The sequence below is a fragment of the Streptomyces sp. NPDC054796 genome, from assembly GCF_053611545.1.
This window is the reverse complement of record NZ_JBSHAO010000002.1, coordinates 1-12,249: the sequence shown is the minus strand read 5'-3', so window position 1 is coordinate 12,249 and position 12,249 is coordinate 1. Positions and strand designations below refer to the sequence as shown.

Below are 12,249 nucleotides of genomic sequence, written 5' to 3'. Positions count from 1 at the left end.
GAAGCCCAGCGGGCCCGGCAAGTCCCGCGCCGGAAAAGCCGCTCGGCCGTCAGCCGACCGCCCGTCGCTGTCTGCCCCTGGCGAGCCGCCCGGTCCCCGCGGGGACGAGCAGCACCGCCAGCAGCGCCCCCAGCAGGGTGATGCCGCAGCCGGTGAGCGCGGCCGTACGGTAGCCGTCGGTGAGCGCGGCCACCGGCGGGGAAGCGGCCCCGGCAGCGCCCATGGTGGACACCGCCACCAGGATCGCCACCCCCATCGCACCTCCGCACTGCTGGGTGGTGTTGATCAGGCCTGAGGCGAGCCCTGTCTCGCCCGCGCGGGCCGCGCCGGTCGCCGTGGTGGTGACGGAGACGATCGCGAGCCCGAGTCCGGCGCCGCGCAGCACGGACGGGCCGAGCGCGTCCACCGCGTAAGAGCCCGTCGCCGACATGGCCGCGAACCACGCCCAACCGGCCGCCGCGCACAGCAGTCCCAGCACCATCACGCGCCGCGCGCCCCACCGCGCGATCAGCCAGGAGGCGGGCAGCCCGGCGCACAGCGTCATCGTGACGGCGGCCGGAAGCTGCGCGATGCCCGCCTGCCAGGGCGCGAACCCCAGGGAGTTCTGCGTGTAGAAGGTCAGGAAGAGGTAGAAGGGGTACTGGCCCATCGCCAGGAACACGGCGACGGCGTTGGCGCCGCGCAGCGGGGCGTTGCGGAACATCCGCAGCGGGATCAGCGGATCGGGCGAACGCCTCTCCGCCCGTACGAAGACCAGCAGGAGCAGCACCCCGCCCGCGTACGCGCCGAGCGTGCCGGGCGAGGTCCAGCCCGCCTCCTTGGCCTGGGTGGTGGCCCAGACGATCAGCCCCAGGGCGCCGGTGATGCTCAGGGTGCCAGTGAGGTCGAAGTGGCGTCCGCTCTTCCGCGTCGCCGCCTCCCGGAAGAGGCGCGGCGCGAGGAGCGCGGCAAGGACGCCGAGCGGTACGTTCACCGCGAAGATCGAGCGCCAGCCGAGCCAGTCGGTGAGCACCCCGCCCAGGGTGAAGCCGAGCGCGCCTCCCAGCCCCACCATCGACGCGTACACGCCCAGCGCCCGCTGCCGTTCGCGGCCCTCGGGGAAGGTGGTGAGGACGAGCACCAGCGCGGCGGGCGACACCGCGGCGGCCCCCACGCCCTGCCCCGCGCGCGCCGCGATGACCAGGCCGGGCGAGGATGCCACGGCACCGGCGGCCGAGGAGAGCGCGAACAGCAGAAAGCCCGCGACGAACATCCGCCGCGGGCCCACATAGTCGGCGACCCGGCCGCCGAGGAGCTGGAGTCCGCCGAAGGCGAGCGTCTGGGCGTTGACGACCCATGCCAGCCCGCCGGGGGAGAAGCCCAGTTCGCTGCCTATGGTCGGCAGCGCGATGGTCGTGATACCGGATTCCATCAGCAACAGCAACTGGGCCATCGCTATGAGAAGAAGAGCCGGTGTCCTCTCTTTCGCGCTTCCGGAGGATTCCCCCACGTTGCCCCTCTCCGCCCGCGGAAGGGGAATCTCCCCCCACGCGTCCGTGCGTACGCGGAACAGCGGCCGGAAAACTCCACCACGCACTGTGGACGGGGAATTCGGCCTGGGCGATTCTATACGGGGCGGGGCGCACGGCGCGTGGACGGGAATTTCCCGCACGGGCCTCCGCTGGAACGGGCGTGCTCCTCGCCGCCCGCCTCCGGTGCGGACCGGCCCGGTCCGTACCGCACGCCCCGCACGACCCGCCCGATCCGTACGCACCCCGCAGGCCCGCACGATCCGCGACCATCCGCGACGACGAGACGAGGAGCGCCCCGGACATGAGCGACGGCAGCCCCCAGGACACCGTGTACGACGCCGTGGTCAACGACGAGGAGCAGTTCTCCGTCTGGCCCGCCGACCGCGAACTCCCCGCGGGCTGGCGCCCTGCGGGACACCGCGGCACCAAGGACGCCTGCCTGGCGTGGATCGACACCCACTGGACCGACATGCGCCCCAAGAGCCTGCGCGAAGCGCTGGGCGAGGCGGACACCTCGGGCGGGCAGCACGCGTGACCCGGCCCACGGCCCCCGGCGGCTTCCCCGCCGCGCCCCGCGCCGCGGGCCTCCCGCACACCCCGCTCCTCGACACCCACGACACCCCGGTGCTGCCGCTGACGCGGCTGGCCGCCGAACTCGGCGTCCCCGCGCCGCACATCAAGCGTGAGGACACCAACGCCCGCGTCTTCAGCGGCTGCAAGGCCCGCTCACTGGAGTTCACCCTCGGCGCCGCGGTGGCCGAGTCAGCCGACACCGTGCTGACCGCCTCCACCATCGGCTCCAACCACCTCGCGGCGACCGCGCTGTACGCCCGCACGCTCGGGCTGCGCGTCCGCGCGCTGGTGCTGCCGCAGCCGCACACCCCCATGGTGGAGCGGAACCTGCGGCTCACCCTCGCGGCGGGCGCCGACCTCGTCCCCGTCGAGTACGGCACCTCGGTGCGACCCGCCGGGCCCGCCGTCACCGCGGAGCTGCGGGCCCTGCGCGCTGACGGTGCGCGGCCCTTCGTCCTTCCCTTCGGCGGCGCCGACCCGCGCAGCGCCCTCGCGCACGCCTACGCGGGGCTCGAACTCGCCGAGCAGGCCAGGCGGCAGGAACTCCCGCTGCCGCTGCGGGTCCATCTGCCCGCCGCCTCGATGCTCACCGCCGCTGGCATCGCCGCCGGGCTGAAGCTGGCGGGTCTGCCGTTCCGGGTGGTGGCCGTCGACGTGATGGGCGACGGGGCCGTCGCGGCCCCCGGTCTGCTGGCGCGGGCACGGCACACGGTGCGGACCCTGCGGGAGGCCACGGGGCAGCCGGGGGAGACCGTCCACGAGTACGAGGTGGCCGTACGGGACGGCTGGAGCGGCACCGGGTACGGGGAGCCGCTGCCGGGGGCGGCAGAGGAGGCGGCGCGGCTGCGGGAACTGGAGGGCATCGACCTGGACGAGTGGTACACGGCGCCCGCGTTCCTGCACTTCCGGCGCGAAGCCTGCGCCCGCCCCTTCTCCGGCAGCAGGCTGTTCTGGCACAGCGGCAGCAACCGCGGGCAGCCTCCGGACAAGGCCCCGGGCGCCCGGGCGGAACCACCGCTGCCCGGACACCTCGCGGCGCACCTGCGGTGACAGCGCGGAGATCCGGGGGCTCGCCTCCCGAGGCCGGTCGCGGGTTCTCGCGGACGGGTGCGCCCGCCGTCGGCCGCCGCACCGGAACCAGCGGCCACCGGCCACGGGCATCAGGAACTGCCTGGTCCGGTACGGGCCGCGTCGGAAGAGAATTCCGGCGACCGGCGGACGGCCGGAACGGTCCGTCATTGCGGGACTCCTTGCCGCCGACGGCTTTCACCCTCCATTCTGAGGATGTCCACCCGTCTCTCACTGCCGGAAGAAACCGACCGGCTGGACTCTGTCGCCCAGCCGGGGTTCCGGATTCCTCTCTTCCGGAAGACTCGACGGCGGCCGGGGTGTTTCCTTCCCCCACCGGTCCGGCCGCCACCCTTATTCCGGCTCTCGCGTGCGGCAGAGCGACATCCGGCACGTGCCCCCGGCGCGTGACGGGATGCTCTCCGGAAATTCCCGAGCACAGCGACCCGAAAGGATGGCCGACATTGCACCTGCGTGAGATCGAGCGTATCGAGGCCCCCACCCGAGCGACGTTCCTGCACGAATATGTCCGAGCCGGAAAGCCCGTCGTCATCGCCGGCGGAGCGAAGGGACTCCCGCAGAGCGCGTGGGATTTCGACGGCCTTTCCGACCTCGTCGGAGACGTCACCGTCCCGGTCTACGACTGGGGCGCCTCGGGGCCGACCGTGGATGACGAGTTCGTCATCACCAAGATGCCCTTCGCCGAGGCGATCGAGCTGACCCGCTCGGTCACCAGCACGGAGAAACAGCAGTACGCGGTGTGCCAGTTACCCCTGGAACACGTCGGACATCTCGCGGAGCTGTACCGCAAGCCGTCGTGGCTGGAAGGGCTCGACCAGATCGACCGCCCCGCGCTGCCTTTCCGGGAGAGCAGCCGCCACGCCCTGTTCATCAGCTTCCACCGGGGCATCCACTGGCACAACGGCCGCGACGCGGTGGCCCAGCTCCTCACCGGCCGCAAGCGGTTCGTGCTCTTCGACCCGAAGGACTCGCCGTACCTCTACCCCCGGCGGCTGGCCGACGGGCCGAAGGCCTGGTTCGACGAGACCGAGGCGGTGTTCTGTAGCGAGATCCCCTTCGAGCAGGGCCTGGACGCCATCGACCGCAAGAAGTACCCGCTGTTCGACCGCACGACGCCGTACACCACCGAACTCCAGGCCGGGGACTGCCTGTTCATCCCCACCCACTGGTGGCACTTCACCACAGCGGTGGACCCGTGCGTCGTGGCCGTCGAGTTCTGGGACGCCCCGCTGCGCCGCTGGGGATACCCGAACGGCAGGCGGAGCCTGATCATGAAGCCGTACCGCAAGTACCTCTTTCGGCACCTGGCCGGGCGCAAGGCTTTCACCCGCAGGCAGGAAGTGATGGAACGCTCGCGATAGGGCGCCAGGACGACAGGACGTCACGACGACAGGAACGGCGTGCACACTGCACTCATCACGGGCGCCGGGCGGGGCATCGGCCTGGCGCTCGCCGAGGAATGCGTCCGGCGGGGCTGGCGCGTCGTCGCCACAGGGCGTGCCGCCGCACCGCCGCCCGAGCTGGCCGCGGTGCGGGAACGGTACGGCGAAGAGCGGCTCCGCTGGACGCGGCTCGACCTCGGCGACGACGCGCGGATCGAGGCGCTGGCGGACTCGCTGTCCGGCGAGTCCGTCGACTTCCTCGTGAACAACGCCTTCGGCGGCGGGCGTTCGCAGCCGTTCCCGCACATCACGTACGACGCGTGGGAACAGTCGATGCGGATCAACGTCTACGCACCGCTCAAGCTGGCCCAGGCACTGCTGGAGCCGGTGGCGCGCAGCGAGAGGAGGACGATCGTCGCCGTCAGCAGCCGGATGGCCAGCATGGCCGAGGAGCAGGACGGCTCCCGGTACGCCTACCGGACGGCCAAGGTGGCACTGAACATGGTGGTCAGGAACCTCGCCGCGCAACTGGCCCCGCGCGGCGTGACCGTGGTGAGCGTCCATCCGGGCTGGGTCAGAACGGCGCTCGGCGGGCCAGGGGCGCCGCTCTCACCGGCGCAGAGCGCGCGGGCGCTGGTGTCCGTCATCGACGGCCTCGGCCCCGGTGACTCGGGGCGGTTCCTCGACCACGAGGGGAAGGAGATCCCCTGGTGACGGCGGGGGCGGGTCCCGGGCGGAGACCTGGGTCCCGGGCCCGCCCCCGCTGTCAGCTCAGCCCTCGGCGAGCGCGGTCCTGATGGCCCGTTCCACGAGGGACTCGTCGGCCCGGCCCGTCACGTCCATCGGCGCGTGCAGCGAGATGGTGCGGTTCGCCGCGATCCGCACGGTCTCGCGGGTGTTGGGGCTCCGGGCGTGGACGAGGTGCGGGTGCATCCAGATGACGTCGCCCGCGGCGCCGGTGAGTTCCCGGACCGGCAGCCCCTCGAACTCGGCGCACCACTCGCGCAGCCACGGGTAGCTCACCCCGTCCGGCTCCGCGTCCCTGAGCAGGCGCGACACGACCGCGTGCGAGCCGACCCGGACGGCGGTGCCGCCCCCGCCGGGTTCGATGTCGGTGAACAGCTCCAGGCCGACCAGTCCCTGTTCCGGTGACGTGAGCCGGTGCTGGAAGTCCATGCCGTCCACGTGCCACCCGGTCGGCGGGGGCTGCCACGGCGGGCTGCTGAAGCCGGGGAAGCGGCAGATCACCCAGCCGTAGCCGCGCTTGGTCGTCCAGCGTCCCGCACCGACGAGATCGTCCACACAGGCGCGGTAGCGCGCGGTGAACAGCTCGTCGACGGGCCCGTCGGTGAGCACGTCCTCGACCTGTTCGTTGGGACGCCGCCAGGTGGCGGGGTCGGGTGTCACGCCGTCCAGACGCCGCCAGATGTGGGGCAGGAACTGCTCGGCCACCTCCCGCGGGAACACCTCGCGGGAGATGACGTACCCGTCCCGGACGAAGGCGGCGGCCTGTGCCTCGTCGAGGGTGCGTAAGACGGTGTCGTGCACCATGTCTCCTTTCGGCGGGGGCCTTTCAGCAGGGGGTCACCGGCGGTCCGCACCCGGCACGGCACGGACCGGGGGCGCGGCGGCGTGTGTGCGCAGCAGGCGGAGCCAGTGCAGCAACCGGTCGGCCAGCGCGGAGAGTTCGGCCTCCGGGAAGGCGGGCCACTCCCGCGTGGCGGTGCTGGACAGGCGCAGCTCCCCGCGTGCGGTGTCGAGGACGACGTCGAGCTGCGCCACGCCGTCCTCGGGTGCCGCGGCCCTGACACCGGCCCTGACACCGGCCCGGACCGGCAGGCCGGTGCGCGGCAGCTTGCGCCGCAGTGCGAGGTCGCGCGAGTGGACGTCGCGGCCCCGCGCGGTGCGCAGCGCTTCACCGGTCCGCTCCCAGACCACGGCCGGCAACCCGTCGGGACCCTCCTGACCGGCGGCGGGGACGGTCACGGGCAGGCCCGCGCGGAGGAACCGCCCCAGCCGGGGCGGCAGGTCCGCGCCCGCCGGGGGCCGCTGGTCCACGGTGACCCGGTCCCGTCGGGTGTGCTCCGCCACGGTGAGCGCCGTCGCCGCGAGGACGAGCCTGTGGAGCCGGTGTGCCGGATCCGCCTCCCCGCCCGGTCCCGCCTCCCCGCCCGGTCCCGCCTCCCCGCCCGGTCCCGCTTCCCCGTCCGGTCCCGCTGCCTCGTCGGCGTCGGCGCGTTCCGGCAGTGCGACGCTCACCTGCGCGGACGGCCCCTGGTGCGGGGCGCCATGGGGTGACGCGGCCGTCTGGAGGGGAGCCTTCACGGGGAGCGGGGTACGGTCGGCGACGGTGAACTCCTGGGCGCAGTACGCCTCGTGTGCCGCCGCGGCCTCCAGGCGGGCCCGCAGTTCCGCCTGGAGCGACGCCGGGACCGAGGGCAGGACGCCGCCCGGAGCGGGCAGGTCCGCGACGCCGCCGTCCTGGTCCGTCACGTCCGTCAGCTCGATGTCGTCGGTGGTCGTCGCCACCCGGAGTGTGCCGCGCGCCGCGCCCACCACCGTGCCCGGCGGAGCCGTGGACGGTGTGCCGGTCTCCCGCGCGGCGCCGACGACGGCCGCGCCGGTGCCGAGGTCCACCCTGGCCGTACCGAAGGTGTTGACGACGCCACCGACCTGGTGGGCGTTGACAAGGCGGACGAGCGTACGCGCGTCGCGGTCCCACGACAGCAGCCCGCCGGAGACGGGACGACGGCGCGCCGGATAGTAGGTGCGGCGGCCGAGGTCCTGCGGAACCTCCGTGGCCCGGCCCGTCGCGAGCGCGGCGGCCAGCTCGCCGAGGGCCTCCAGGCCGAGCCGTCGGCACGTGTCGTTGACCTCTCCGGCTGTGGCACCGGGGGCGAGGGGAAACAGCCGCTGGACGTACACCGGGCCTTCGTCGACGCGGTCGACCATCCGGTGCCAGGTGACCCCGTGCGTCGTCTCGCCGTTGAGCAGTGCCCACGAGGCGGCATTGACGCCCGCATACCGAGGAAGCGGTCCGTTGTGGTAATTGACGGCGGCCTTCCGGGGAAGCCGCAGCACTTCCGGGGAGAGGACGACGCCATTGATGACGCTGAACAGATAGTCGAAATCCGGCGGTCCTGCCGCCATGAGTGTCCGGAAATCGTTCACGCGCCGGATGCCGCGCCGCTCGGCCCATGAGGAGACCCGGCTGTTCGCGCTGACGACCACGGAAACATCGTGCCCCGCGTCGAGCAGCAGATCCGCACAGTGCGTGGTGAATGCGGCCGAGCCGGTGACGCAACAGGAGAAGGAGAATCCGGGGGAAGGAGAGGTACTCATGGACAGCTCACCGCCGTGCCGAACGGGAATCCACCGGCTTCCGCCGCTTCCAGTACCGCCCGAAAGACTCTACGGACGACCCGAGTTGATTGTCCATGAGGCGTCACCACAATCCTTCCCCGGCAATGCGGTACGCTCGCCGCCGGATTCGTCCGGCGGGTCGACGGGCTGTTCCACTGCGGCTAGCATCGTTCTTTACGGTGAACCGGCGCCGGACCGCATTCCGGCCCGGCGTTCTTTCCTTCCCCGATACCGATCCCCGATACCGATGCGGTGTCCGTCCCGGGAGCAGCGCAGTCCTTCGAATCCGGCGTCATCACGTCATGCCGGGACGGCCCCGTGCGCGGCACGGACCGTACCTCCGGTGGTGTCCCCGGCCCACTTCGAGCGGTCCGGCAGTGCCCTTCACCGTGCCGGGCCCTCGGCGTCCGAGTAGGAGGAAAAAGGGCCTTGCAGCGTTCGCACCCGTCCGGTTCCCGCTCCGTGACGGCCTCACCTGCCGCACCCGCCTCACCCGCCATGCCTGACGGCAGCGCGTCATGACCGGCGTCCGGCGCGTGCTCTTCGTCGTCGACGCCCACCCGGGCCACATCCACGCGACGCTGCTGCTGGCCCGGCGGATGACCGAGGCAGGCGCACGCGTCGACTACTGCGGTCCGCCACGGGCGCGGGACACCGTCAGCGCACACGGTCACGGGTTCCTTCCCCTGTACGCCACCGGCCTGGACGACCCGGCTGACAGCGCGCCGCGCCCGCCGGGCCCGCTGCGGCGCCGTCTGACGGCGCGGCACCGGATCCGCGGCCTGGTACGGGCGGCCCGGGACGAAATCGCGGCGGTGGTCCGCGAGACCCGGCCAGAACTGGTGGTCATGGACCCGTTCCTGCTGCCGTTCTACCCCTTCTGGTGGGCCGAGGGAGTGCCCGTCGTCGCCCTGTCGACCAAGACCCTCTTCCGGCGCGACGCGCACACGCCCCCGTACACCTCCGGGCTCGTCCCGCGCAGCACCACGTGGGGCCGATGCCAGGTGCAGTTCCGCTGGGCCTGGCAGTGGGCCGGGTACTGGACGTTCCGGGTCACGGCCGCCGCTGCCGGACTGCGGAGCGGGTGGAGCGTACGCCGGATCATGCGCGCGGCCTCCCGCGAGGCACGGTTCCCCTTCCGCAAGCGGTTCGTCCGCAGACCGCTGTCCTACGACATCCGGTTCGACGGCACGCTGGAACTGGTGCTCGCCTCCCGGCACTTCGAGTTCTCGCCCGACCCTGCCCCGCCCGGTGCCCGCTACGCCGGGCCCTGCGTGGACCTGGAGCGCGAAGAGCCGCCCTTCGACTGGTCGTGGCTGGAACCGGGCCGCAAGCTGGCGTACTTCTCGGTCGGCACTGTGGCCCTCAGCATCGACCCGACCTGCGCGCGGCTCGCCCGCAATGTCGCGGCGGCCTTCGCCGGGGACCCGGAGTGGGCGCTCCTGATCACTGTCCCGGACGAGCGGATCATCGCCTCGCTCGACGGTGTGGGCGACAACGTCCACGCCGTGACCTGGGCGCCGCAGTTGGCCACGCTCCGCCGCGCCTCGGTGGCACTGACGCACGGCGGGCACAACAGCGTGAAGGAGTGCCTGCTCCTCGGGGTGCCGATGGTGGTCTTCCCGAGGCGCGTGGACCAGTTCGGCAACGCCGCCCGGGTGGTCTTCCATGGCGTCGGACGGCGGGGCCGCGCTGACCGGGACACCGCCGGTGACATCCGCCGCGCCGCGACCGGTGTCGCCGCCGACCCGGAGGTGCGGGCCCGGCTCGACCGGCTGGGCGGGATCCTGCGGAAGGAGGACCCGGGGGACGGGATCGTCGCGGAGCTGCTCTCCGCGCCGGGGCCCGCCCGAGGGGCCCGAGGGGGAGGGGCCGGGCCGGCCGCCGGGGCCCGCTCGGAAGGGGCCCGCCCGGAGGGCGGGCGACGGAACGGCGCGTGGCCGCGGGAGCGGGAGCCGGAAGAGGCGTCGCCGGACGGCGCGTGGCGGTCCGGACCGCCTCCCGTCACGCCTTGGTGGCGGCGGATTCCGGCAGCCGCACGCCGAGACGGCGCAGCAGTTCGTGGCCGAGAGCGATCCGCTTGTCCGCCAGCCCGGGGCGCTCGACGTCCATGACGAGCGCGAAGCAGTAGCGGCGCCCGTCGTGCTCGGCCCAGCCGACCCACCAGCCCTGATCGGTGTCCGGAAGCCGCGCCCAGCCGGTCTTGGCACGCACCGTCCGGTCCCCGTGCCCCTCGACGGGCAGGATGTCGCGCACCGTCCGCTGGCTGTCCGCCGAGGCCGGGAGGCGGCGGCCCGACAGCCGGTGGAGGAAGCGCACCTGCTCCACGGGGGAGATCTTCAGCGAACCGTCCAGCCAGAACTGGTCGACATCCGGACCGATGTGGCGGTTGCCGTAGCCGACGCGGTCGAGCCACTTCTCCATCGTGTGCCGTCCGATGCGGCGGGCCACCTCCTGGTACACCGGCAGATTCGAGGCGCGGATGGCGTCGCGCAGGTTCATGTCGTGCTCCCACGCCTCCAGCCGCTGCGGTTTCCCGCCGTAGGGCACCACCTCGGACTCGTCCCGCACCGCTCCTGACTCCAGCGCGACGAGACTGTTCATGACCTTGAAGGTGGAGGCGGGGACCGCGCGCCGCTCCGCCCGTTCGCGGTTCACGAGCGTCCACCGTCGGTCCCGCACGTCGTACAGCGCGAACGCGCCCCGTGTGCCGGCCTGGCGGAACACCGACTCCAGATCGTCGCGCACCACCGGAGCCGGATCCCGCCGTGCGGCCGGACTGCTGGCGGCGGGCCTGTTCTCCGTACGCTCCGGCGGAGAGGACGTGCCGGAGGAGCCGTCGCAGGCGGACAGCAGGAGGAGAAGCGCGGACGCCGCACAGGCGCCGACTCTGCGATGCCATGGTGTGCTGCTCACGCGGCGAGGCTACCGGAGCCACTGCCGCCCCCGGCCGAGGGACACACGCGAGGGATGCGCATCTGTACGCGCCTGCGCCCATGCCGTCACTGGCTGGTGGCCGGCGGAGCTGACCGGCTGTTTCCAGTTTTCCTCAAGGTTCGCGCAAGGTCGGCGCGGCACGTTGGGGCAGTCCGCGAAGGACTCACCGTCATGGTTTTTGATGTGCAGGAGGGGAAATGAAGCGTCTCGTCGCAAGTGCGGCACTCGTCATCGCGACTGCCGGAGTGGGGCTCTCTGCCACTGCGGCACAAGCGTCCGCGACTCCCGGCTCCGGAGAACTCTCGGTGGTGGGCAGCGGGAACACCGCATTCGCGGCCATCCCGGCCCCGGCCGTGAAATACGGCACGTATGCGACCAAGTCCGAGTGCCTGAGCGTGGGGGCCAACGGGGACGCTCACGGCCGGTGGCTGAAGTACTGGTGCTATCCCGGCCCGAACGTGTGGGAGCTGTGGGTGCAGTACAGCTGATGCGCTGAACGGCGCTGGAGGGTGACTCCGGAGCACCCCGAGGGCGTGTTTCGACCGTGCTGGTCACAGCCATTCGTTGAGTTCACCGGTGCTGCGGTTGCGGCGGAGCAGCAGCTGGTGGCGGCCCGGGGCTGCCTCGGCGAGGTCGATGACGGCCCAGTCGTAGAACCGCTGCCCCTTCGCGCCGCACCCGGCCGAGAACTTCTGCCAGGCCCGCGTCGGCACCTTCTTCACCAGGGCATCGGCGCGGAACGTGCCTGCACCGGCGGGCACTTCGGTTGTGCAGGCCACCGCGAGGACATAGCCGATGCCGCTGAACCTCAGCAGCCTCGCCGCGACCGATCCTTTTCGCTGCCTCGCGGTCTACGCCTCGCTGTCCTTCCAGGCATTGCAGTACCCGCCGACGCAGACCCGGATGTTGACGTCCTGTCCCTCCGGGATCGAGAGGTTCTCATGGCCGCAATCACCTGCGTAGCCATCCGTGTCGATGGCCCAGCCCTTGATCTCGTTGTCCCACTTGGCCTGGGCCCACACCTCGGCCCCCTCCGGGAGAAGGTCGCAGGCGTACAGGTGCTCCCCGTAGCCATTGAATCGGGCAAATCCTGCCGGATCCCACGCGATGGTCGTCACATCCGCCACCGCAGCGGTCGGTGTGAATACGAGCAGCGCCACCGCTCCCCCGGCCGCGAGCGACATTCTGAGATTACGCATTTTGCCCTTGCGCATTCGGGTCCTCCCTCATGATCAGTAATGGCTTTCCTGATCCTTTTGAGTCGACTGTAGGAAGGGTCGTGGTCGGCAGTCGCGGGGGGTGGGGGGGGGGCGCGAAAAACACCCCCCCCCCCCCCCCCCCCACCAGCGGCCCCCACAAAAAAAAAAGAAAGGCAGGGGCGACCAACACCCACG

The 12,249-nt window shown here is 72.2% G+C and carries 11 protein-coding genes and 1 pseudogene; 6 read left to right on the top strand and 6 right to left on the bottom strand.

The features are described from left to right. Window positions 1-49: 49 nt before the first annotated feature. Complete coding sequence (locus tag ACWGJ2_RS01940) at window positions 50-1,432, bottom strand: MFS transporter (RefSeq protein ID WP_453343964.1); 1,383 nt, start codon at window positions 1,430-1,432, stop codon at window positions 50-52. Window positions 1,433-1,812: 380 nt separating this feature from the next. Here ACWGJ2_RS01940 and ACWGJ2_RS01935 point away from each other — a divergent pair, with 380 nt between their 5' ends. The 4 genes from ACWGJ2_RS01935 to ACWGJ2_RS01920 all read left to right on the top strand — a co-directional run bounded on the left by ACWGJ2_RS01935 (window position 1,813) and on the right by ACWGJ2_RS01920 (window position 5,269). Next, the gene (locus tag ACWGJ2_RS01935; protein WP_453343963.1) at window positions 1,813-2,046 is read left to right on the top strand and encodes an MbtH family protein; all 234 of its coding nucleotides are present in this window, start codon (window positions 1,813-1,815) and stop codon (window positions 2,044-2,046) included. Beyond that, window positions 2,043-3,134 carry a 1-aminocyclopropane-1-carboxylate deaminase/D-cysteine desulfhydrase gene (locus tag ACWGJ2_RS01930; protein ID WP_453343962.1) on the top strand — a complete coding sequence of 364 codons (1,092 nt, stop codon included), beginning with the start codon at window positions 2,043-2,045 and terminating at the stop codon, window positions 3,132-3,134. The genes ACWGJ2_RS01935 and ACWGJ2_RS01930 overlap by 4 nt, the downstream gene beginning before the upstream one ends. A gap of 482 nt (window positions 3,135-3,616) precedes the next feature. Further along, window positions 3,617-4,534: a cupin-like domain-containing protein gene (locus ACWGJ2_RS01925; protein ID WP_453343961.1), complete on the top strand. Its 918-nt coding sequence runs from the start codon at window positions 3,617-3,619 to the stop codon at window positions 4,532-4,534. 39 nt (window positions 4,535-4,573) lie between these two features. After that, window positions 4,574-5,269, top strand: coding sequence for an SDR family oxidoreductase (locus ACWGJ2_RS01920; RefSeq protein ID WP_453343960.1), 696 nt, complete (start codon window positions 4,574-4,576; stop codon window positions 5,267-5,269). Window positions 5,270-5,326: 57 nt separating this feature from the next. Here ACWGJ2_RS01920 and ACWGJ2_RS01915 read toward each other — a convergent pair whose 3' ends face one another. Both ACWGJ2_RS01915 and ACWGJ2_RS01910 read right to left on the bottom strand, forming a co-directional pair. Beyond that, a complete protein-coding gene (locus ACWGJ2_RS01915; RefSeq protein WP_453343959.1) occupies window positions 5,327-6,106 on the bottom strand; it encodes a phytanoyl-CoA dioxygenase family protein in 780 nt (259 codons plus the stop codon). Window positions 6,107-6,139: 33 nt separating this feature from the next. Next, complete coding sequence (locus ACWGJ2_RS01910) at window positions 6,140-7,897, bottom strand: formyltransferase family protein (RefSeq protein WP_453343958.1); 1,758 nt, start codon at window positions 7,895-7,897, stop codon at window positions 6,140-6,142. 539 nt (window positions 7,898-8,436) lie between these two features. On the opposite strand from ACWGJ2_RS01910, the gene ACWGJ2_RS01905 reads away from it, so the two are divergent. Further along, entirely contained in the window at window positions 8,437-10,032 is a 1,596-nt protein-coding gene (locus ACWGJ2_RS01905; protein WP_453343957.1) for a nucleotide disphospho-sugar-binding domain-containing protein, read from the top strand. On the opposite strand, the gene blaOXA is transcribed toward ACWGJ2_RS01905, so the two are convergent. Next, window positions 9,923-10,834, bottom strand: a complete 912-nt coding sequence (gene blaOXA, locus ACWGJ2_RS01900) for a class D beta-lactamase (RefSeq protein ID WP_453343956.1) — start codon at window positions 10,832-10,834, stop codon at window positions 9,923-9,925. The genes ACWGJ2_RS01905 and blaOXA overlap by 110 nt on opposite strands. A gap of 218 nt (window positions 10,835-11,052) precedes the next feature. Between blaOXA and ACWGJ2_RS01895 the strand changes: the two genes are divergently transcribed. Beyond that, window positions 11,053-11,343, top strand: a complete 291-nt coding sequence (locus ACWGJ2_RS01895) for a hypothetical protein (protein ID WP_453343955.1) — start codon at window positions 11,053-11,055, stop codon at window positions 11,341-11,343. Window positions 11,344-11,424: 81 nt separating this feature from the next. On the opposite strand, the pseudogene ACWGJ2_RS01890 reads toward ACWGJ2_RS01895, so the two are convergent. Then, window positions 11,425-11,655 (bottom strand): annotated as a pseudogene (locus tag ACWGJ2_RS01890) (IS701 family transposase); the annotation flags it as partial. Between the two features lie 51 nt (window positions 11,656-11,706). Further along, entirely contained in the window at window positions 11,707-12,069 is a 363-nt protein-coding gene (locus tag ACWGJ2_RS01885; protein WP_453343954.1) for a hypothetical protein, read from the bottom strand. Window positions 12,070-12,249 lie beyond the last annotated feature (180 nt).